This window comes from Bradyrhizobium acaciae, from assembly GCF_020889785.1.
In the GTDB taxonomy this organism is placed as follows: domain Bacteria; phylum Pseudomonadota; class Alphaproteobacteria; order Rhizobiales; family Xanthobacteraceae; genus Bradyrhizobium; species Bradyrhizobium acaciae.
Genome location: NZ_JACMYK010000005.1, coordinates 35185 through 55685, shown reverse-complemented (window position 1 = coordinate 55685; position 20501 = coordinate 35185). Strand labels below are relative to the sequence as shown.

Below are 20501 nucleotides of genomic sequence, written 5' to 3'. Positions count from 1 at the left end.
ACACCGATCGTGTCAGTCGGTTCGAGTTCGAACAGCTTGGTGGCGGCCTCGTCCCTTCTTCCAGATTGCCGGCCCATATCGGGAGGCCGGTGAAGTCCTTCAACCTGGAGAGATGCAACCGCGGCATGATGATATCGGCGTGATCAACAGCAGCATCAGTCGCGTTAACCGTCCACCGGTCTTGGCTCGGGGCTTCGCCGAACAAAGTACGCGCGATGAGCGCTCCCTGACCGGCAGATGGCGACTTGGCTGCTGCCTCGAAGGTCATCGGCAGCTTCGCTCGCCCGGCGCATTCCGCGATGTTGCGGCTCGGTAAGGCTGATCCCGCGGTGCATGCGCCGATCAGCGTAGCTTCGTCAGTCACATCAACGATAGGCGCGCTACCTCGAAGCCCACGCTCGGAGTTGAGAGGCGTTTTTGGCGCGCCGCACCAGATGAAATGCCTGCCGACGCTCCGCTGCCGGCGAGCAACAGCACGATCGCGCGGACATCCGCAGCAGTCGCCTTCGCGAAGGAATGTGCGAAGGTCGAGACCTACGGTGTTGACAAAGCGCCGCACGACGTTTGCAACGCTTTCAGCCCCAGCTCTTGGCATGCCGTTCATGGAAGCTCGCTTTCTAGGCTGGCGCCTGATAGCGGGGCAAGGAGGTGTCAATTACGCAGGTATTGTCGACCGGGCAGGCGGCGGCGCATTGCGGCTCGTCGAAATGGCCAACACATTCGGTGCATTTCGTCGCTTCGATGAAAAAGCTTCCTGCCTTTTCCGAGATGGCAACGTTCGGGCATAAGGGTTCACAAGCTGAGCAGCTGGTACACTGAGAGGCGATAATCTTGAATGGCATATACCCCCCTTACGCCGCAGAGATCAGAGCTCCCTGGCGGATTGCGGCGTCACCGCGCTTCTCATGCCGGACATCGCCGCTCTTCACCTTGTCGAGATAGGTCCTGAACCAGGCGATCGTCGACTTCTCGATGAACTCATGCGCGTATTGATCAACCGGCTCGATCCCGGCCTTGATCAGGTTGCTTTTTGGGCAGCCGCCGATCTTGGCCACGAACACCGCATGGCAGTCGTGGATGCCACGAATGATGGTCGAAAGCCTACCCTCCTCGCCATAACCGTCCTGGCAGTAGACGTCGACGCGACGGTGACCGATGAATTTGGCGCCGGATGTAGAAAGTTCATATACTTGGAATTCCTTTGCGTGCCCAAAGTGCTCGTTGATCAGTCCCGAGCCCTTGGTTGCGACCGCCACCAGAACCGTGATCGCGCTCGTCTCGGCGGCGAACTGTGTAAGTTCTTGTTGGTGGGCCACGACGCTGGCGGCGCGTTCGTCCTCTAACCTGTCTTGATAAGCCTTGCGCGTAGCAAGGTCATATTTGACATCCATTTTCATGATCTGATCGGTACTGAACTCTGCGCTGCGATCCTCTCCGATCAGTCCGACAGCATCAGCGCGGCACTGGCGACAATGCCGCATCATGTTCATCTTCCCTTCACAAGCATCTTGCAGCGTCTTCAATTCCTGCGCCGTCGGCCCGCGTTGACCGTTTAGGCCAAACACTGTGCCGTGCTCAGGCGCGGAGATCAGCGGCATGATATTGTGCAGGAAGGCACCGCGCGCCTTCACCGCCTTGTTGACCTCGACCAGGTGCTGATCGTTGATGTGGGGGATCATCACCGAGTTGACCTTGCACAGGATACCCCGTTCGCTAAGCATCTCGAGGCCCTGCAGCTGACGGTCGGTGAGTATCCTCGCCGCGTCGATGCCGGTGTAGCGTTTATAGTTGAAGAAGATCCAGGGATAGATCTTGGCGCCGATTTCGGGATCGATTGTGTTGATAGTGATGGTGACGTGGTCGATTTTGGACCTGACGATCGTGTCAACATGGTCCGGCAGAGCCAGTCCGTTGGTCGACAGACACAGCTTGATGTCGGGCGCCGCCTTGGCGACCAATTCGAATGTCTTGAACGTCTTTTCTGGATTGGCAAGAGCATCGCCGGGACCAGCGATGCCGAGCACCGTCATCTGTGGAATGGTGGTCGCGACCACGAGCACTTTTCTCACCGCCTGCTCGGGGGTAAGCTTTTCGCTCACCACGCCCGGGCGAGATTCATTGGCGCAGTCATATTTGCGATTGCAGTAATTGCACTGGATGTTACAGGCTGGCGCGACGGCCACATGCATACGGGCGTAATGATGATGCGCTTCTTCGCTGTAGCAGGGATGGTTCTTCACCTTTTCCCAGATTCCGCTCGGCAGATCGCCTTGGCTTGTCTGTGACCCGCAGCCTGCCTGGGCTGTCTTGGCTGCGGTGCGACAGCCCTTATGCTCGGCGGCAGACTGCATCATCGTGCCGTTATCCAGCGCAGCTTTGGCGTATCCTCCGCTCCCCACGACCGCATTCATTCTCTTTCTTCCCTGCAGGCACATTGGCTTCCCAGGACCATCCGTGAGCGAGCCTCAAGACGAGGCGTAGCAACTCACATGCCACGGCGCAGAAGACGACATTTGGCCAGCATGTCATAGCGTTAGCGGGCCCGACCGACGTTGAGACATGTAAGAGCGGCAATGATACGCTTGTTAAGAATGCGACAGATACGTCCTCATCCTCACTCAGAACTCTGCGGGCTGGCGCATCAATGATGGTGCCAAAGCGCGCGCAACACCCGGCTTCATTTCTGAGGGCGTTTCGTGCATCGCGCCATCTCACAACTGGCGATACCAGTTGGGCTATCGAGCTTCACACATCTAACGGGTGAGCAGTATCTCAGCCGCGCAAGGGAGCCGAATCGCAAGCGGCGCCAGACCTTGTTCGAGTAGAAAACGGAACTCGTTGCGCGACAGCGTATCCGGATCGACGATCGCATAGTGGGCGCCACCCGAGCGCTTGATAATCTGCCGCGCATAACTGCGCAACAGCTGGTCGTTAAAGCGACAGCCGATGAAGAGAAAGGTCCGTCCGCTCCGCCTTTCCTTGATGATGTCCGGAATTGGCGTCTGAATGTCAATCTCGGTCAAGGCCTCGACATAGTCAGCATCGGAGATCAGGAAGTTGTTGGCCGGGTGCACGCTGCCATGCGGCTTATAGAGCACCGTCGCCCAACTGCCGGCCACGGCACTGTCGACCTCTTGGCCAGAGGAATCATAGAAGCGATACCAACGATTCTCGCCAATACCGGCACGGGTAATACCCTGCACTTCACCCCATCCCTCGCGCTTGCCCAGCGCGGCGCGCATCGCCCCATCGTACCATGCATCGACGATGACGGGCGGCGACAGGGACGTGAAGTGATGATGTAACGGCGTCGGCTCCGCTGATCGAGCGAAGGCCTGCACCATCAATGTCGTCAGCTTAGAGCGATGTTTGCTGACCTCGATATGCTGCGCCGACGCCCACGCATTGCCTTTGGCCCGCCGAGGCAGCGCAATCTTGCTGGCGAAGAAGTCGGCCAGCGCCTCGGGCGTGGCCGGCACATCGGATCTGGACAGGCCGGTGAGGCCAGGACCGAGATAGGGCACCACGCGCGCAGCCCTTAACCCGGCAGCGATGTCCACGAGAATGGTCTTGGCATCGACTGCATCGACAAAGTCGATCCGCCGAGGCCCCTTCACGGACCCTCTCCGTCCGCGCTCCGCTTTTTAGCGTCGATTGTGATCGGTAATTTTGTATCGCTCGCCATCTTAGGCAAATCGAGTACCCAGCCATTGGCTATTTTTATCCATCCGCCCCAGAGGGTCTCATATTCGGACTCGACGATCGGCTCTTCGAGATCTTTCTTTGGTACGTAGATCGACAGGCCGGCGTCCGGAGACCGGCGGATCATGATTTTCACGTTGAACTCCTCGACTGTGAACCATGGCTGGCCAAGCGGGCCGACTCCCGCGAAGTGGCGCGCAGGCGAGCCACGATGTCAGACACGGCGCACACGACCTCGTCGACCTCCGCGAATGAGGTTTCTCGCGATAGCGAGAAGCGCACCGCACCGCGCATGCTCCACGCCGGCACCCGCATGGCCTGCAAGACATGCGATGGCTCCATTGAGCCCGCGTTGCAGGCTGATCCGAGCGACACAGCAATGCCGGCCCGATTGAGATGGTGGGCGATTGCTTCGCCTTCGAGATGGTCGAAGGCAATATTGGTCGTGTTCGCTAGCCGGTTGCTTATATCGCCGAGCGCAATACACTCGCCAATGTGCAGTATTCCCTGCTCGAGGCGGTCGCGCAACGCAGCAATGCGAACGCGCTCCGGTTCGAGCCGCTCCGCCGCAAGCTCTGCAGCCTTTCCAAGGCCGACGATTGCGGGAATATTCTCCGTTCCGCCGCGGCGCCGTCGTTCCTGTGATCCGCCCCAGATCAGCGGTCGGAAACTTGTCCCCTTGCGCAGATATAGCGCACCGATGCCTTTGGGTCCATGCAGTTTGTGCGCGGATAGCGACAGCATGTCGATCGCACTGTCCTTAAGGTCTACCCGCATCTTGCCGACGGCCTGGACCGCATCGGTGTGAAACAGCGCGCCCGCCTCATGGGTCAACCCTGCAAGGAACTCTACAGGAAATATCGTACCGGTCTCGTTGTTGGCCCACATAACGGAGACAATCGCTGTCCGTGGCCCAAGCGCGCTGCGAAACGCCTCGATATCGAGCCGGCCGCGGGAATCTACCGGTACGACGTGCGTCTTGACTCCTCTTGTCGCCAATTGCTCGGTTAGCGCAAGAACGGCGGAGTGCTCGACCGAGGTGGTAACGATTTCGTCGCGACTTTCCTCGGTCGCAAGTGCGGAGAGAATCGCGGCATTGTTGGCCTCGGTCCCTCCCGAGGTGAAAACGATCTCATGATCGTAGGCGCAGCCTAGCAACCCCCGTAAGCTACGCCGAGCCTGCTTCAAGGCGACTGCAACCTCGCCGCCAAAGGCATGCGTGGATGAGGCGTTGCCGAATTGCTCGGTGAAGAACGGCAACATGGCTTGCACAACAGATGGATCGGTCCGCGTCGTTGCATTATTGTCGAGGTAAATCGGCACTTGAATTCCGCTCAATCCAGTATCTCGCCGACAGCCGCAACCGGGGCGAGACGAGCGCATTCGCCGATTTTTTCGACCAGCCTCGTCTGAATGCGGTCCAGCGTCAGTCGAGGACGCTTACGGAACGCGGATGCGCCATACAGACTGCCGATGGTGCTGTGGCTATTGGTCTCGATGAGCCGACAGTTGCTACGATCGCCATGCAGATCCGCTTGCATCTGTCCGATTGCGTCGCGAATGCGAAGCTCTCTCGCAGCGACCGACGATTGCCATACTTGTTCCGATTCCGCCAACATGCAGCGATGTTTCGTCTTCGTCAGCTGAACGATTTTCCGCAGGAGCAGCTCACGGTAGCGTTCGGGTTTTGAAAGGTGAAGCCGGAGCTCTCCGGCGCCAAGACGAAATCAATCGTTGTGCCGATCAGATGCTCATGGCTCTTGCTGTCGACAAATACCTTCAGACCGCCGCATTCGATCACGGTGTCACCGAGCGTCGGCACCTCGGCCAAGCCCATCTTGTATTTGAACCCATTGCAGCCGCCTGCTTCGACCATAATGCGCAGGCCGCCGGTCGGGTGCATCGAGGATGCCATCGCGCCTCTGATTGCACTCACTGCGCTATCTGTCAGGTTGATCATGGTCTACCTCTCAAGAGCTTAGTCTGCCTGACAATGGCAAGTCATGTGCCAGCGTGCACAAGCTTGATCCAGCTCACTTTTTTTGATCGCATCTGTCGGCTTCGGCACCGGTGTCGAGTTCATGACAACGCTGCCTGGGACGATCGCCTCTCGCATACGCGTTTTGTTTCGCGGCACGGCTGGATCGTTATAGAGGCGCCGGCAAGCATTTTGCATCGCGGCTGGCATCGGCTAGCGCGCCGGTGAAAAGCTCAAATCGAGGACGAATTTAATGACTGCAATCGAGAACACCGCACTGGGTCGACTTGAAAAGGAGGGCCGCCTGCTCAATGCGGTACTCAAGGGCGGGACGACCAAGCCGGGCCGGTTTGGCTTTCGCGGCGACATCGCACTAAAATTTCAGACTCAAGTCGCGGACGAGAAGCGACCGCCGGATTATTCGATCGAACAGGTTCTGACGGTCGCGCAGGACGGAGAAGGCACTATTCCGGTGCTGGCTGGCTACCTGCACTCCTACGCCTATCTTGCTGATGTCGCTGCCGTGCTTGATGGTGCCTTAAGCCCACAAGGCAGTTATTTCTTGTTCTGTAACAACATAGATTTGCTGGCGAAATACCAGACCAAGCTCGGTGGCATTACCTTCCACGTCCTGCCGTGCGATGAGTCCACTGTTTGGAAGGAAATGATGGACCTGGTCGGGCTCAACAAGGACGACCTCAAGAAGCTTGATGCAGGCGGTAAGCTTGATTACCTCCTCGATGCGGCAAAGACTCTCGACCTGTCCTACGACGAAATCTCATACGAAGACGGGCTAAAAAGGATGGAGCCGGTAAAAAACCGCAACGAGAACCGGCCGGTCTGAGCGCGGACATCATTCGTTCCGGGACGCACGGTCCTCGACAACATGCACGCCGACGACAGAGATATCACCATCCAGAACTGTAAAGGCGATCGGCGTGAGCGTTCTGCTCTTACACGGACCATCGACGCACAGCCCGGTTCCGAGCTCGAAGGTGGATCCGTGTTTGCCGCACATCGACCGGACGCCGTATGGATCGAGGAACTCGTTACGTTCCCAGTCCAAAGCAATGCCGTTGTGCGGGCACCTATTGACATAGCCAAGCACCTTCTTGCCCCAGCGTACGACAACGATGGACCACGGCCGGTGATTGTCGTCATGATCGAGGACCATAACGTGGAATCCCATGGTCCATTCCGCCTCCCAGCGTACGCGCATTGGCGCTCACGGGCGTCTCTGTAATACTGATCTTCTGGTGTAGCGATAATTTCGCCCATGCGCTGGAGAGCCCGACAAGACGCTCGATCGTACGCTGGAACGCCCATTTGGTTGCAGACCCGATGGCAGACCCCGCGCTAGTCGTCGCAAAACGATCTTCACGATCGCCAACCGCGCAACCCGTTAAGTGATACCGGGTTTAACGGAAGTACTGACATCGTGAGCGCAATCGGTTCTCGCATTTGCCTCAGATTGCCGTTCAAAATCCGGAATAAAGCAGGTCCTCCCCCAAACCGCACTAAGGCCCTCCTGGCTCGGCGAAGCAGGCCCTCTGGCACATATGACAGAAGGCCGGCCCAGCTCCACCAACTAACTCGCGAACTGGTATCTGGCAAGCACAAGGGAGCGCGACGTGGCGCGCGCTCCCTTTAAGGCTACGACTTCCGCTCGGGCGCGAGCAATGGCGAAAACCCGATCAGTCCCGCCGCGCTCCGATCATTCCGAATCGTCTTCAACAGCCATTCGTCGAAGTTCGCGCTCCAAGTAAAACGAAGGATCATCGTCAGATGAGTCCGTCTCAACGCTCTCTTGACTACCGCTGCGGGCCTCTTCGACTTTGGAAAGATATTTTGTAGGCTTGCCTACTCGCTGCCACTTGTCGTTCTCGTTCTTCGTCCACACTTCTGGATGCTGGTGAGGGTCGAGCACCCAGTGATTCTGGGCCACGTGAACAAACCCCATTTCAGCTAGACGGGGCTCCATCCCCGGTCGGGCAGGACGTGACAAGACCAGTGGATGATCACCGTCCAATCGCAATTGATGCTCGAGCAGGATATCGCCTGCGTTTTCGACAAGCGGGTGAGTAACGCGTAGATCTACTACGGACGTGATATCGTTACGCCCGAACTGTTCTCGAAGCCGGTCTCCCTTGATCCGGACCGGGCCACCCACTGCTAGCAGGCCGACACTTTCGTTACCCAGCTGATAGCTGAAGAACCGCGTGGGGCTATTCGGATCATGGTAAGTGCTGGCATAGGCTCCAGCAACAGTTGCAGCCCACTCAGCTTTCCTCGAAACAAACTCGGAGTACTCTTGTGGATTGTCGGCGATACCCCTGATATCGCCATGGGTGTATCTCTTCACGAGATCCGTGAAGTCTTCTCGTTCGTCGATTTCGAAAATGGGTGGGCGGGAATCCAGAGCATATGGCGCCGCGGCCCCCGACGACGACCCACCTCGCTCCATGCGCGCAACTGTTTCCGCAAAACGGGGGCTGTCTCCCGCCTCGCTCGAATCATCAGCCTGATTTCGCGCTTGTGGACTGGCTGGATGAGCCAACGATTCTGCCATACATCTGGATCGTTCTCCTATCGGCGAATTGCACGCAATCGAGCTCGTGCCGCGCAAGCTCTGCCGACGAGGATACAATCTCTAGCTGACCACAAGCTTACCGCGCCACCGGCCCACCACGGGCTCGGCAAGGCATCCGCCGGAAGACAGACAACGACTCGGCCGCCTTAAGGCTCCACTGGATAGATGAACTGCGTGCCCCTTGTCGCGGACGGGCGATCAACGACGTGCCGCTCGACGTTGTTGCTCTCAACCAACTAACATACCCAATCAATCATTTCCAAGTCACTTGGTCTCGGACGTTTGAGCACGATGGCCCGATCAAAGCGGCGAGCTCACTGATCACGTGCGCGTCATCCGGAGGCCGCGCATGTGAGTGCACTCCTCTGCTGCCGTTGGACGAGGCGGTCTTAGCTCACGCGACTTCAACTCCGACTGAGGCGTGGATCTGGCAATTGGCCGGGCACACCCTGGCGCAGGCGCCGCAGCCGATGCATGCGCCCTGATCATTCAGAACCATGATCTTCTTTTCGATCTCATCGTCCGCGTCATCGTCTAGATCGACAAGCTCGCCCTCTTCGCTGATTCCCTTCAAGGTCATGACATCTCGACCGCACACTTTGAAACAGCGGCCACAACCGATGCACTTCTTGGCATCGATCGATATCAAGTATTCCGGTGTCCACTTGCGGCCATCGCGCGCTGCAAATGACATAAGTCAGCCCCTTTGATTGTTTTCCAACGCCTTCAAATCATGGCTCTTGCGCTCGAGTTCGGCATAGGCATCGTACGCCCTCTGCGCCACCGTCATGATCGAGCCCCAGTTGACGGGCAATTCCTCCGACAGGTCGTGCAAATCCATTTTGGCTTGCAGCGCTTTGCCTGACAGCTTCTTCAGTTCTGCTTTCAATGCTTCACGTTCGCTCATGAGCGCCCTCAATAGTTCGCCACGTCCGGAAATCTGCGAACCATCTCGATTCCGTCGTTGACATATTTGTCGCCTTCCTGTGCCAGCTTTACGAAACTAACGAAGCCGAAACGATGCACATCGCGTAGCTGCTTGTTCACGGCGATCAGCCGGCCAGCGATCAACACCACGCGGCCGAAGCCTTCATGATGCAGCTTCATAATGGGCTGGATCATCACGCCGGTGCCTCTCTCGATCGAGAGCGCGACCGCGTCGAAGAATAGTTCAAGCCGCCACAGCGTCTCGGGATCGGGATCGCCGACAATAGGTAGGGCGCGCCGCCTCCCCTTATCCAAGATATAGGGTTCGAGCAGGTCGAGATCGCTCTTCTTCGTCCAGGCGCCGTTGGCATCCTGAGCACGCCAAATCTTGATCAACTCCATGAGGAACGGTGTGTCGATGCCGCTACCCTGTCGCACTATTTCTTCGGTCATCTCACCTCATTCGTCGAACTCAAACGCGCGGCGCTGGTCCTTGGCCATGGCCTTGCGCAGCCAGGGAGGTGGCGTTCGACTCAGCACGTCCTGAAGCTTTTCAAGCAGCTCCAGGATGCTTTCCGGCTTGCTCACCTTGATGGGATGGATCTTGTTGGCCACCACCCGCGCGGCACCAGCACCGCCGATGGCGGCGACGTAGAGAATTGCACAATCCTTGATTGCTTCGATCTTCGGCGCCAACTTATCGTCGTTGCCGTCTTCCTTGAGATCGCCCTCAAACTCGACTGCTTTAAGAAAGACGTGCCCGGCCGCCGCGACATCATAGATTGCGATATTCTTTGCCCAACCAAAATGAGCATCGACCCGTCTGAGATCTTGCGTAGCGAATGCGACCTTCATGCTATCGACCTCTCAGCGGTGCCAAGCGAGCTGTGGCCGGCTCGTCGTGGCGGTTGGGGCGGAGCCCGCCAGCTATCCGGCGTAGGCTGATGGTTCTCCTCCCGGTCAGCAATCACGAGATTGGCGATATCGAAGAGCATGTCCCGCGTACCACGATAGCCGACGGATAGCTGGTGTCCTGCACCAAGCCGATCGAACATAGGAAAACCCGCGCGATAGAACGGGATTTTCAGTCGAGCCGCCGCTTGCCTGCCATGCGAATGCGTGATCAGCAGGTCGCATTGCTTGGTTCTGGCGAGTTCTTCGAGGTCATCGAGGTCGCCAATGAGGACCTCCTCGGTCTTGACTCGCTCAATAACGACCGACTGTGTGGTTGTCACTGCTGCGGTCACCTGTGCACCCATGTCATGCAGCATACTGGACAGGTCGAACAGGAGGTCTGGCTCGGCGGCAATCGCAACTCTGCGACCACCAATATGGAAGTGCGCATCCAGCATTGCATCGGTGAGTTGGCCACGCTGCCGCCGATATTTCACCGGTACGGGTCGGCCGCTGATCTCGCTCAAAAAGGTGATAAATTCGTCGTTGGGATCGAGACCGCAGAGCCGTTCGAACAGGCGAAACGGCACGCCGGCCTTGGCCTGCAGGACCTCCGCCGCGCGTCGCATCTGTGCGCCAATTGCGATCGTCCATTGAGCGCGCCCCATGCTCGCAATTTCGTCGATGCCGATGCCGCCTGTGGTTGTCGGCATAAACTCATCGGGGATATGCCCATCAAGCGAGCCTGCCAGATCAGGCAAAAAGGACGGCCGCAATCCGAAATCCTCCAGGATGGCCCGGAGTTCGTCTAGATCACCGGGGGTGAGGTGGCATCCTGGAAGAACATTCACCTTGGACGGGTCGCGCAGTCCACTCACGCCCGGCCCCTCGACCAGCGCCTCCACAATGCGCACCACAGCCTTCTCCCAGCCGTCCTGGAACGCGCCCTTGAAATCGGGTGTCGAGACATAGACCAGCGGAAACTTCGCAAGTTGCGGGTGCTTGTCGCGGATCAGCTTGAGGTAAGCATCGACATCGTCGCCATTGGTCTCTGTGACCCCAGTCGAGCAGATGCCGACGATCTTTGGCTTGGCTCGGCCGTAGATATTGAGTATCGCCTGCTCGAGATTCTCGTAGCCACCGAGCACGGTTGCGACCTCGCTCATAGCGGTGGTTTGCAGCGGCACTGCCTCCTTGAAATGGCGCACGAAGAGCGTGAGCCCGAAGGATGTACAGCCTTGCGAGCCGTGCAGAACCGGCATAGCCCCACGCAATCCCATAAAGGCAAAGGCTCCACCGATCGGCTGGCTCATCTTCAGCGGATTGACCGCACAAGATTTATTAGACGCTTTGACGAGGGCCATAACAGGTCCCTATTCTGCGGCCTGTGGCAGGACAGATGGTGAGGCCGCCAAGAGTCCCTCGATGCGTCTGTTGCAGCAGCCGCCGAACGCATTGGTGTGCTTTCTGACAGCTTCCACGCTGATCAAGCCATGCGCGGTGATTGCATCCTCGATTGTTCCGAGATCGACCTTGTTGCACAAGCAGATCTCTTTGGCTCGGCGCGCCGTTTCGCCGAGTGCAGGATCGCAAGCGATCTCGGCCAGCGGCGATCGCATCTGCACCATCGCCTTCGCCAAGACCTGCCATGGCGCTGGTTGACGCAGCTGCTCCCACATCGGATTGGAGAGCGACTTATCGATCTCTTCCACCAGCTTGATCATTCCAACATAGCCTAGATAGGCATGGCACCGCTCCTGGTTGATATCGATCCAGGGCATCGCCGCCTTCAGTGCGACAAACTGCGATTTGCCGCCCGACAGCATGATGTCCGCTTCCGCTTCCTTCAACATTCTGTACATTTCGCGCGGCGTCATGTCCTCGATCATGTGGGCATCCCGCCCCATCAGCTCCTTGATGCGTTCTTTGTCCTCCCTGGTTGATTTTTTCACACTGGTTCCGACCAATTCGAGGCCGGCTTCCTGCAGTGCCGCAACGACCGACCATGACTTGACGCCGCCGGTAATCAACAAGGCCTTTTTGCCTTTGAATCGTGGCTTGTACGGTTCGATGGCAGCCCAGGCGCGCGCTTCCTCGCGCGCGATCACCGCATCAGTGCGCCCGAGCAACTCTTTGGGGGCTCCGCGCTCGACCAACAAGCGGGCAATCTGGCGAAGCGAATCACTCGAATCGTGAATACCGTAGAACGCCCCCTCGAAGAACGGGATCCCGTAGCGTTCCTTCATCCTGCGTGCGACGTTGATCATAGATTTTGAGCACACCAACATCGCCGCCCGCGCGCGATGAGAAGAAGCCACCTCGCGATACTTTCCGTCGCCAGAGATGCAGGAGAGAATCCGGATTCCGAGCTCGTCCAGCAATGGTTTCACTTGCCAGAGCTCTCCTGAAAGATTGTATTCTCCGATCAGGTTGATGTCGTACGGGGTTGTGTAGTTCGGCTCCTGCGTTCCGATGACATGTTCGAGCAGGGCCTCGCCGGCGAGCTTGTTACCCAGGTTCTTGGAGCCAACGAACCCGGGGGAATTGATCGGGATCACTGGCTTACCGAACCTTTGAGACGCCGCCTTGCAGACCGCATCGATATCGTCGCCGATCATCGCCGGGATGCAAGTCTGATAGACGAAGATCGCGGTGGGGTCCCACTTATCGATGACTTCTTTGATTGCTTTGCACAGCCGCTGCTCGCCTCCGAATACGATATCCGTTTCGTTCAGATCAGTCGTGAATGCGGTCCGCCACAGGTTCAAGCCAGAAGACACCGAGCCGCGATTGTCCCAGGAGTTACCTTCGCACGCAATCGGACCGTGCACCAGGTGAGCGACATCGGTAAACGGCTGCAGCGCGATCTTGGCACCGTCGAAGGCACAGCCCCCCGCAGCACTGCCCGGCTGCAGCTGCTTGGTGCAGCCCTTCCTGCGTTCAGCCTCCGACTTACTGCCATTCTTGGCGCAGCCCGGCTCGTCGAAAATATTCTGGACCCTAGCCGCCAGCGAACTCATCCGTTTTCCTCTCAGCGGAAGCTAATTGAAAAGTTTAATGCGTTTGTGCCATCGCCGGGCTCGGCGATGGCACGTGCACCATTCGTCATCAACGAATGATGTCGAAGCTGTAGTCGGTTTTGCCGAGAAGGTTGGTTTTCTTGTCGATTTCGTCGAAGATCTTGTCAAGGATCTTGACCAGTACATTCAGGCCGCCCTGATAACCCCAAATGGGCGAGCGGTGATGGTGATGCCGATCAAAGACTGGAAAGCCAATTCGGATCAGTGGCGTTCCAGTGTCGCGCTCAAGGTACTTGCCGTACGTGTTGCCAATCAGAAAATCGACCGGCTCGGTAAACAGGAGCGAACGCATGTGCCAGAGATCCCGGCCAGGGTAGACTTGGCAGCCCTGACCAAACGGCGAGCTTGCAAGCAGCGCGGCCATTTTTGTCTGCCATGCCTTGTTGCCGTTGGTGGAAAGAACATGGGTTGGCTCGGCGCCTAGTTCGAGCAGAAAGGCAGCTACCCCATAGCAAAGATCCGGATCGCCATAGATCGCGAACTTCTTGCCATGGATATGCGCACTCGAATCAGCGATGGCATCGACCAAGCGGCCACGCTCTCGTGCGAGTTGTTCCGGAATGTCTTTGCCTGCGATCCGTGATAACGCCACCAGCAAGTCATCCGTTGCGGATATGCCAATCGGGTAGTTGAAGGATACGACATCCTGTCCATGCTCGGCCACGAATGGCAGCGTCTTCTCCGTACACCACTCCTGCATGGAGATTGTCGCCTTGGCGTGAATGGCGTTGGCTGCGTCTTCCAGCGTGGTGCCACCGTCATACATCCGGAACTCGCCATCTGTCGGGGTGTCGAAGACTTCGGAGTTGTCGGCGAGTATGGTGTGCTGGATTCCCATCAACTCCAGAATGCGCTTGATCTCGCGAAGGTTTCCGACGGTATAGCCATCGAACCCTCCGATGATGTTGATGGCCTGGTTCGGCCTGCGATCCAGCTTCGGCGCTGTTCCAGCTTTGCCGTCCCAAAAATGCTCCAAGATGCCCTTGAGCGCGTTGTCGTAGCCGGTGACGTGGCTGCCGACAAAGGCCGGCGTGTGAGCGAATGGCACGTCGAACTCCGCCGGAACCGAGCCCTTCTCCTTGGACGTCTTGATGAAGGCGTTCAGGTCATCGCCGATCACCTCAGCCATGCAGGTCGTGGAGACCGCAATCATCTTAGGTTTGTACATGTTGTAGCTGTTGGCGAGCCCGTCGATCATGTTGTTCAGGCCCCCAAATACAGCGGCGTCCTCCGTCATGGACGAAGAGACGCAGGAGCTCGGCTCCTTGAAGTGTCGCGACAGATGGCTGCGATAATAGGCCACGCAGCCTTGCGAGCCGTGGACGAAGGGCAGCGTGCCTTCAAAGCCGACGGAGGCGAATACGGCGCCAAGCGGCTGGCATGCCTTGGCCGGGTTTACCGTTAACGCCTCCCGCGCAAAATTCTTCTCGCGGTACTCCGGCGTTTTCGTCCATTCCTTGATACGCTCGACTTCTGCGGGCTCGCGGGGATCCTCGAACATCTTCTTCTTGTCCAGCATCTGCTGGTATTCTGGACCGCGAAACAGTTCGAGATGGTCGAGCACGTGCTCGGCACTTTGCGCCATTATTAAGATCCTTTTGCTATCGAAATTGATCGCCTACTCTCCGCTGAGAGCGTGACTTGCTGCCCTATTCTGCAGCCAAGAGCTTGGCCCTCGGCGTTTCCTTCCAGGGCGCCTTCGTCTTTTTCCAAACGGGCGAGTTGACGGCCATGTCCATGTCGCGCGCGAAGATCGCAAAGCCGTCATAGCCGTGATATGGACCCGAATAGTCCCAGGAATGCATCTGCCGGAACGGCACACCCATCTTCTGGAACACGTATTTTTCCTTGATGCCCGAACCGATGAGGTCAGGCTTGATCTTTTCGACGAAGCGCTCGAACTCGTAACCATTGACGTCGTCGTAGATCAGCGTGCTGTCCTTTACGTAGTTCTGAGCGGTGCGCTGATAATCGTCGTTGTGGCCAAACTCGTATCCGGTACCCACGACTTCCATCCCGAGGTCTTCGTAAGCGCCAATCACATGACGCGGACGAAGCCCGCCGACATACAGCATGACCGTTCGGCCCTGAAGGCGCGGGCGATACTTCGCAACCACCGCATTCACCAGCGGCTGGTACTTCTCAATCACCCGCTCAGCCCCTTCCTTGATCTTGTCGTCGAAATATGCGGCAATCTTTCGCAGCGATTCTGCGATCTTTGACGGTCCAAAGAAGTTGTATTCGCACCACGGGATACCGAATTTCTCTTCCATGTGGCGGGAGATATAGTTCATGGAACGGTAGCAATGCAGAAGGTTAAGCTTGGCTTTCGGAGTTGCCTCGAGCTCAGCGAGTGAACCGTCCCCGGACCACTGCGCAATCACCCGCAGACCCATTTCCTCCAGCAGAATTCGCGATGACCAAGCATCGCCGCCGATATTGTAGTCGCCGATAATCGCAACATCGTAAGGCGTCGGCTCGAACTTTGGTGCGCCGTCGGGCGCGAACTTGTCGAAGATCCAGTCACGCACCGCGTCGTTGGCAATGTGGTGACCTAGTGACTGCGACACGCCACGAAAACCCTCGCAGCGGACCGGCACGATGGTCTTACCTCCATACTCCTTGGATTTCGCTCTTGAGACAGCCTCGATATCGTCACCGATCAGCCCGATCGGGCATTCCGATTGGATGGTAATGCCGTTGTTGAGGGGAAACAGCTCCTGGATTTCGTCAAGAACTTTGACCAGTTTCTTGTCACCACCGAATACGATGTCCTTTTCCTGGAAGTCGGAGGTGAATTGCAGGGTCACGAAGCTATCGATCCCCGTCGTGCCAACGTAGTAGTTGCGCCGCGATCCCCACGAATACTGACCACAGCCAACAGGACCGTGGCTGATATGGACCATGTCCTTGATCGGTCCCCAAACCACGCCCTTGGATCCCGCATAGGCGCAGCCTCGGATCGTCATCACGCCGGGTATGGATTTGATGTTGGACTTCACCCCGCAGTCGGACTTTCCGGCCTGGTGAACGTTGAGGTGCTTGGCACGTCTTTTCGCGGTTTTCTCCGGATAGACTTTCAGCACCTCCTCGATCAGCTGTTTGTTGCGAGCCCTGATATCTGCGATACTCTGGGTCGTGGCGAGACTCATCTGATGTCCTCAAGGTTTCTCTGTTGCAAGAGCGGCTTCTGACCAGGACTTCTGCAACCAGCATGCCAGCGCCTCGTGAACACAAAACCCGCAACGATTAGCGGCAGTTAGCGCGTCTCGCGCGGGTGCAACGCCGTTGTTGCGAACGCGACATCGCGCCTTGCTCGCAGACTTCTCGGTTTGACCTGTTCGAAACGGAACAAGGGCGCGCTATGCTCGAAATGGCCGCCCGCCAGTTATCAGCGCGTGTTTTCGTTCTAAATGTGAACTCATAAATCTGCCGGGCGGACGGCTTGCCAGAATCCGCTATGGCCCGATAGCGACCAAATTGCGCAGCGCGACGAAATAACGCGAGCGGCCAGGAGCAGACGTCAGCTCCGGCTCACGCTCCACTATAAACTCGGCGCAATCTCAGACCTGATCCATTCCACGAAGGTCTGCAAAGCGCGGCGCTGACGGCCAGCGCGCGGAAACACTAGATGATGACCAACGTAGCGGATGTCGGTGGAGCGGCCAGCCAGTGGCGCTATCAGGCGCCCCGATGCTATCTCACTTTCAGCCAAGCGAGTTGATTCCAACGTCACGCCAACCCCGCCGCAAGCCATGGCTATTGCGAGGAAGCTGCGGTCGAATCGCATTCCATGAATTGCTGGAGGTTCGAGCCCGTTCGCGGCGAACCATTGATACCATTGAACCTGCTTCACGTCGGAGCGAATGAGAACTTGGCTCAACAAATCCTTTGGCTGGCGGATTCTCTTCGCGATCTGAGGAGCACACAGAGGGGTGACAGTTTCCTCACCAAGCGGGATCACTTCGAGGCCCTCACCGCGAGGTGAACCGTAGACGATGTCCAGATCGAAATCGTCGTTCGTGAAGCGGGCGTACTCTGTATTGGCGGCGAGCCGAACCTCCAGCTTCGGTTCGGCCGCGAGAAATTTGGTCAGCCGCGGAGCCAGCCATTGCGCCGCGAAACTTGGCGCACAATGCACTCTAAGGAGTTGCGGCCCGCGACCTGCGACTTCCTCGATCCCGCGCCGCAAATTGTCGAAGGCCGCACCCGCGTGGCGCATCAGGTTCTCGCCAGCGGGCGTTAGACGGACGGAACGAGCACTCCGTTCGAACAGAACGGTGCTCATGGTGCTTTCCAGCTTGCGAATCGCGTGGCTGACGGCGCTCGGTGTCAAATGCAACTCGTCGGCCGCGTCGCTGAAGGAGCCAGTGCGCGCAGCCGCTTCGAAGGCCCGGATGGCGGAGATCGGGATGCTCGACAGCAGCATACCCATAAGTGAACCAGATTCACACATCCAAGACAACTGCGCGTTTGTCCCGGCCGCCCCCTCGGCTCTAGCAATGGGCAAGAGGACCGGCTGCCTATCGCGGCGTCCAAAACGACAGGGACAGGGAGGATTCGAATGCTGCTTCGCGGCAAAACGGCGATCATCACAGGGGCGGCCTCGCCTCGCGGGATTGGCCTTGCAACCGCCAGGCGATTTGCCGAAGAGGGCGCGCGGGTCGCCATCCTCGACATCGATGGGACCGCTGCGCAAGCCGCCGCGCAAGGCCTCGGAGACGCTCATATCGGAATTGCTTGCGACGTCGCCGACCAGGCTTCGTGTCAGAGGGCAGTCGAAGCTGTCGCTGACGCTTTCGGCCAAATCGATATCCTGATCAACAATGCCGGCATCACACAGCCGGTCAAATTCCTCGACATCACGCCGGCCGACTGGGACCGTATCCAGGACGTCAACCTGAAGGGCATTCTGTTCCTGTCTCAGGCAGTGATCCCGCATATGCGGAAGCAAAAATCGGGATCGATTGCATGCATGTCGTCGGTATCGGCCCAGCGCGGCGGCGGCATTTTCGGTGGTCCGCACTACTCGGCGGCGAAGGCGGGGGTCCTTGGGCTTGCCAAGGCGATGGCTCGGGAATTTGGCGCCGATGGTATCCGCGTCAACTGCGTCACGCCAGGATTGATAGGCACCGACATCACCTCCGGCAAGCTCGACGACGAAATGAAGGCGAAGATCCTGGAAGGCATTCCGCTCGGACGGCTTGGGGAGGCCAAGGACGTTGCCGGCATCTACACTTTTCTTGCATCGGATCTCTCGGCATACGTCACCGGCTCCGTAATCGACGTCAACGGCGGGATGCTCATCCACTAAGAGCAGCGATGGAGAGAGAGATGTTCACGAGTTCACTTGTTAACGCGCCTAGCCTTTCGCAGCGTGCGCGCAACATTCGCCGCAACGCCCTGCGCATGGGCGAAGTTCAAGGCCAAGGCTATATCGCGCAGGCGCTCGATATTTCCGACGTGTTGGCGGTCGCATATTTTCACGCGATGCGTTACCGGCCCGAGGAGCCCACCTGGGAAGATCGCGATCGTTTCCTCCTCTCTAACGGTCACTACGCGATCGCCCTTTATGCCGCACTGATCGAGGCCGGCATTATCCCCGAAGTCGAACTCGAGACGTATGGCTTCGACGAAAGCCGCCTGCCGATGTCAGGCATGACGTCCTACACGCCCGGTATGGAAATGTCCGGCGGGTCTCTGGGGCTCGGACTGAGCATCGCGGTCGGCATGGGCCTCGGGTTGAAGCGCAAGGGCTCCAAGAGCCGCGTCTTCACGCTGTTCTCGGACGGAGAGCTCGACGAGGGTTCAAAGTGGGAAGCAATGATGTCGGCTGCACACCACAAGCTCGACAATTTGATCGCGATAATTGACGTCAACAACCAGCAGGCCGACGGCCCTTCGAAACAGATGATGGGGTTCGAGCCGTTGGTCGACAAGCTCGAGGCCTTCGGCTGGTTCGTACGTCGAGTCGACGGCAATGACCTGGACGCCGTCGTGGCAGCATTCGACGCAACGATTTCGCATCCCGAGCCGCAACCGAGGATCATCATCGCCGACACTCTCATGGGCAAGGGAGTTCCGTTCCTCGAACAGCGAGAAAAGAATCACTTCATTCGGGTCGAAGCGCACGAATGGAAATTGGCGCTGGCAGAACTTGATGCGGGAGACAGGTCATGAAGTCGGTTACCTCAGGTACGCCCGGAAAACCGCGGCTCACCACGTCCGCGATGATCGCGTCGATCGCCGCCGAGGGACAAAAGACGAAACCAGCGCCGTTCGGTCACGCACTTGTCGAATTGGCCCGGAGCCGCCCCGAGGTGGTGGGCCTCACCGCCGATCTGGGCAAGTACACGGACCTGCACATTTTCGCAAAGCAGTTTCCAGACCGCTACTATCAAATGGGTATGGCAGAGCAGCTCCTCTACGGTGCGGCTTCGGGCATGGCGGCTGAAGGATTCATGCCCTTTGCTACGACTTATGCGGTGTTCGCCTCGCGGCGCGCCTACGATTTCATCCACCAGACGATTGCAGAGGAAGACCGCAACGTAAAGATCGTCTGCGCCTTGCCAGGCCTCACTTCCGGCTACGGCCCAAGCCACCAGGCGGCGGAAGATCTCGCGCTGTTCCGCGCAATGCCGAACATGACCGTGATCGATCCCTGCGACGCTCATGAGATCGAGCAGATCGTTCCGGCCATCGCAGCGCATCACGGGCCCGTATATATGCGGCTCTTGCGTGGTCAGGTGCCCCTCGTCCTGGACGAGTACAACTATCAATTCAGCCTCGGCAGGGCATCCTTGATTCGGGACGGTCAGGACGTCCTGATCATTTCCTCTGGAATCATGACCATGCGAGCGCTGGAAGCCGCAAAGGAACTCGCCGGTGATAGCGTGGACGTAGCCGTGCTGCATGTACCGACAATCAAGCCGCTCGATCACGGAGCGATACTGCGCGAAGCAGCGAAACCCTGCCGTCTCGTCGTGGTCGCCGAGAACCATACCATCATCGGCGGGCTTGGAGAGGCGATTGCAGCGCTGTTGATGCGCTCCGGCGTCCATCCAGCCTTCCGCCAGATCGCGTTGCCCGATGAGTTCCTTGCCGCTGGTGCGCTTACCACGCTGCACGATCGCTACGGCATTTCGACTGCCGAAGTTACAAGGCAGATCAAGGGGTGGCTGCGCTAAACGCGCAACCTCGATCGTCAACTTCGACCAAGAGAAGAATCGCCTACGCGGCGCCGCCGCGGAGAGCGATGGCCGCTGCCTGACGGCCGGTGCCCGAGAACCGGCCGGAATTGCAGAAGCGTGCTGCGGCCGATCAACAGACC

At 58.2% G+C, this 20501-nt stretch carries 22 protein-coding genes; 4 read left to right on the top strand and 18 right to left on the bottom strand.

Annotated features, from left to right (window positions below):
- Positions 1-617 precede the first annotated feature (617 nt).
- The 7 genes from H8A92_RS04085 to H8A92_RS04055 form a co-directional block, all read right to left on the bottom strand.
- Entirely contained in the window at positions 618-842 is a 225-nt protein-coding gene (locus tag H8A92_RS04085) for a 4Fe-4S binding protein (protein WP_229194577.1), read from the bottom strand.
- Positions 843-851: 9 nt separating this feature from the next.
- A complete protein-coding gene (gene nifB, locus H8A92_RS04080) occupies positions 852-2411 on the bottom strand; it encodes a nitrogenase cofactor biosynthesis protein NifB (RefSeq protein ID WP_229194576.1) in 1560 nt (519 codons plus the stop codon).
- Positions 2412-2753: 342 nt separating this feature from the next.
- Positions 2754-3617: an SIR2 family NAD-dependent protein deacylase gene (locus H8A92_RS04075; protein WP_229194575.1), complete on the bottom strand. Its 864-nt coding sequence runs from the start codon at positions 3615-3617 to the stop codon at positions 2754-2756.
- On the bottom strand, positions 3614-3838 hold the full coding sequence (gene nifT, locus H8A92_RS04070) for a putative nitrogen fixation protein NifT (protein ID WP_076828206.1): 225 nt from the start codon (positions 3836-3838) through the stop codon (positions 3614-3616). Before nifT ends, H8A92_RS04075 begins: the two co-directional genes overlap by 4 nt.
- Complete coding sequence (gene nifS, locus H8A92_RS04065) at positions 3835-5040, bottom strand: cysteine desulfurase NifS (protein ID WP_229194574.1); 1206 nt, start codon at positions 5038-5040, stop codon at positions 3835-3837. The genes nifT and nifS overlap by 4 nt, the downstream gene beginning before the upstream one ends.
- Positions 5037-5321 (bottom strand): hypothetical protein, encoded by a 285-nt coding sequence (locus H8A92_RS04060; RefSeq protein ID WP_229194573.1) that lies wholly within the window; start codon positions 5319-5321, stop codon positions 5037-5039. The genes nifS and H8A92_RS04060 overlap by 4 nt, the downstream gene beginning before the upstream one ends.
- 20 nt (positions 5322-5341) lie before the next feature.
- Positions 5342-5662: a HesB/IscA family protein gene (locus H8A92_RS04055; protein ID WP_229157529.1), complete on the bottom strand. Its 321-nt coding sequence runs from the start codon at positions 5660-5662 to the stop codon at positions 5342-5344.
- Positions 5663-5933: 271 nt separating this feature from the next.
- On the opposite strand from H8A92_RS04055, the gene H8A92_RS04050 reads away from it, so the two are divergent.
- Positions 5934-6524 (top strand): hypothetical protein, encoded by a 591-nt coding sequence (locus H8A92_RS04050; protein ID WP_229157528.1) that lies wholly within the window; start codon positions 5934-5936, stop codon positions 6522-6524.
- Positions 6525-6533: 9 nt separating this feature from the next.
- On the opposite strand, the gene H8A92_RS04045 is transcribed toward H8A92_RS04050, so the two are convergent.
- The 11 genes from H8A92_RS04045 to H8A92_RS03995 all read right to left on the bottom strand — a co-directional run bounded on the left by H8A92_RS04045 (position 6534) and on the right by H8A92_RS03995 (position 17597).
- Entirely contained in the window at positions 6534-6869 is a 336-nt protein-coding gene (locus H8A92_RS04045) for a Rieske (2Fe-2S) protein (protein WP_338026500.1), read from the bottom strand.
- Between the two features lie 525 nt (positions 6870-7394).
- Entirely contained in the window at positions 7395-8249 is an 855-nt protein-coding gene (locus tag H8A92_RS04040; RefSeq protein WP_229194571.1) for a host specificity protein, read from the bottom strand.
- Positions 8250-8664: 415 nt separating this feature from the next.
- Complete coding sequence (gene fdxB / locus H8A92_RS04035) at positions 8665-8964, bottom strand: ferredoxin III, nif-specific (protein WP_229194570.1); 300 nt, start codon at positions 8962-8964, stop codon at positions 8665-8667.
- A 3-nt stretch (positions 8965-8967) separates the two neighbouring features.
- The gene (locus H8A92_RS04030; RefSeq protein ID WP_229194569.1) at positions 8968-9177 is read right to left on the bottom strand and encodes a CCE_0567 family metalloprotein; all 210 of its coding nucleotides are present in this window, start codon (positions 9175-9177) and stop codon (positions 8968-8970) included.
- An 8-nt stretch (positions 9178-9185) separates the two neighbouring features.
- On the bottom strand, positions 9186-9650 hold the full coding sequence (locus H8A92_RS04025; protein ID WP_229194568.1) for a NifX-associated nitrogen fixation protein: 465 nt from the start codon (positions 9648-9650) through the stop codon (positions 9186-9188).
- 6 nt (positions 9651-9656) lie between these two features.
- Positions 9657-10052: a nitrogen fixation protein NifX gene (nifX, locus tag H8A92_RS04020; protein ID WP_229194567.1), complete on the bottom strand. Its 396-nt coding sequence runs from the start codon at positions 10050-10052 to the stop codon at positions 9657-9659.
- The gene (gene nifN / locus H8A92_RS04015; protein ID WP_229194566.1) at positions 10049-11455 is read right to left on the bottom strand and encodes a nitrogenase iron-molybdenum cofactor biosynthesis protein NifN; all 1407 of its coding nucleotides are present in this window, start codon (positions 11453-11455) and stop codon (positions 10049-10051) included. Before nifN ends, nifX begins: the two co-directional genes overlap by 4 nt.
- A gap of 9 nt (positions 11456-11464) precedes the next feature.
- Positions 11465-13111, bottom strand: coding sequence for a nitrogenase iron-molybdenum cofactor biosynthesis protein NifE (nifE, locus tag H8A92_RS04010; protein ID WP_229194565.1), 1647 nt, complete (start codon positions 13109-13111; stop codon positions 11465-11467).
- 88 nt (positions 13112-13199) lie between these two features.
- A complete protein-coding gene (gene nifK / locus H8A92_RS04005; protein ID WP_229194564.1) occupies positions 13200-14756 on the bottom strand; it encodes a nitrogenase molybdenum-iron protein subunit beta in 1557 nt (518 codons plus the stop codon).
- A gap of 64 nt (positions 14757-14820) precedes the next feature.
- A complete protein-coding gene (gene nifD / locus H8A92_RS04000) occupies positions 14821-16323 on the bottom strand; it encodes a nitrogenase molybdenum-iron protein alpha chain (RefSeq protein ID WP_229194563.1) in 1503 nt (500 codons plus the stop codon).
- 392 nt (positions 16324-16715) lie between these two features.
- Positions 16716-17597, bottom strand: coding sequence for a LysR substrate-binding domain-containing protein (locus tag H8A92_RS03995; protein WP_050420793.1), 882 nt, complete (start codon positions 17595-17597; stop codon positions 16716-16718).
- Positions 17598-17735: 138 nt separating this feature from the next.
- On the opposite strand from H8A92_RS03995, the gene H8A92_RS03990 reads away from it, so the two are divergent.
- The 3 genes from H8A92_RS03990 to H8A92_RS03980 are packed head-to-tail and all read left to right on the top strand — an operon-like array spanning position 17736 to position 20358.
- Positions 17736-18485 carry an SDR family NAD(P)-dependent oxidoreductase gene (locus tag H8A92_RS03990; protein ID WP_229194562.1) on the top strand — a complete coding sequence of 250 codons (750 nt, stop codon included), beginning with the start codon at positions 17736-17738 and terminating at the stop codon, positions 18483-18485.
- Between the two features lie 20 nt (positions 18486-18505).
- Positions 18506-19351: a transketolase gene (locus tag H8A92_RS03985; protein ID WP_229194561.1), complete on the top strand. Its 846-nt coding sequence runs from the start codon at positions 18506-18508 to the stop codon at positions 19349-19351.
- Complete coding sequence (locus H8A92_RS03980) at positions 19348-20358, top strand: transketolase family protein (RefSeq protein WP_229194560.1); 1011 nt, start codon at positions 19348-19350, stop codon at positions 20356-20358. The genes H8A92_RS03985 and H8A92_RS03980 overlap by 4 nt, the downstream gene beginning before the upstream one ends.
- Positions 20359-20501 lie beyond the last annotated feature (143 nt).

Bases quoted from the DNA above. Each gene is read 5' to 3' on its own strand.
- nifN (WP_229194566.1), bottom strand. From the start codon at position 11,455: ATGGCCCTCGTCAAAGCGTCTAATAAATCTTGTGCGGTCAATCCGCTG.
- H8A92_RS04025 (WP_229194568.1), bottom strand. From the start codon at position 9,650: ATGACCGAAGAAATAGTGCGACAGGGTAGCGGCATCGACACACCGTTC.
- H8A92_RS04030 (WP_229194569.1), bottom strand. From the start codon at position 9,177: ATGAGCGAACGTGAAGCATTGAAAGCAGAACTGAAGAAGCTGTCAGGC.
- H8A92_RS04060 (WP_229194573.1), bottom strand. From the start codon at position 5,321: ATGTTGGCGGAATCGGAACAAGTATGGCAATCGTCGGTCGCTGCGAGA.
- H8A92_RS03990 (WP_229194562.1), top strand. From the start codon at position 17,736: ATGCTGCTTCGCGGCAAAACGGCGATCATCACAGGGGCGGCCTCGCCT.
- H8A92_RS04045 (WP_338026500.1), bottom strand. From the start codon at position 6,869: ATGGGATTCCACGTTATGGTCCTCGATCATGACGACAATCACCGGCCG.
- nifE (WP_229194565.1), bottom strand. From the start codon at position 13,111: ATGAGTTCGCTGGCGGCTAGGGTCCAGAATATTTTCGACGAGCCGGGC.
- H8A92_RS04040 (WP_229194571.1), bottom strand. From the start codon at position 8,249: ATGGCAGAATCGTTGGCTCATCCAGCCAGTCCACAAGCGCGAAATCAG.
- nifX (WP_229194567.1), bottom strand. From the start codon at position 10,052: ATGAAGGTCGCATTCGCTACGCAAGATCTCAGACGGGTCGATGCTCAT.
- nifK (WP_229194564.1), bottom strand. From the start codon at position 14,756: ATGGCGCAAAGTGCCGAGCACGTGCTCGACCATCTCGAACTGTTTCGC.
- H8A92_RS03985 (WP_229194561.1), top strand. From the start codon at position 18,506: ATGTTCACGAGTTCACTTGTTAACGCGCCTAGCCTTTCGCAGCGTGCG.
- nifB (WP_229194576.1), bottom strand. From the start codon at position 2,411: ATGAATGCGGTCGTGGGGAGCGGAGGATACGCCAAAGCTGCGCTGGAT.
- nifD (WP_229194563.1), bottom strand. From the start codon at position 16,323: ATGAGTCTCGCCACGACCCAGAGTATCGCAGATATCAGGGCTCGCAAC.
- fdxB (WP_229194570.1), bottom strand. From the start codon at position 8,964: ATGTCATTTGCAGCGCGCGATGGCCGCAAGTGGACACCGGAATACTTG.
- H8A92_RS04050 (WP_229157528.1), top strand. From the start codon at position 5,934: ATGACTGCAATCGAGAACACCGCACTGGGTCGACTTGAAAAGGAGGGC.
- H8A92_RS03980 (WP_229194560.1), top strand. From the start codon at position 19,348: ATGAAGTCGGTTACCTCAGGTACGCCCGGAAAACCGCGGCTCACCACG.
- H8A92_RS04055 (WP_229157529.1), bottom strand. From the start codon at position 5,662: ATGATCAACCTGACAGATAGCGCAGTGAGTGCAATCAGAGGCGCGATG.
- H8A92_RS04085 (WP_229194577.1), bottom strand. From the start codon at position 842: ATGCCATTCAAGATTATCGCCTCTCAGTGTACCAGCTGCTCAGCTTGT.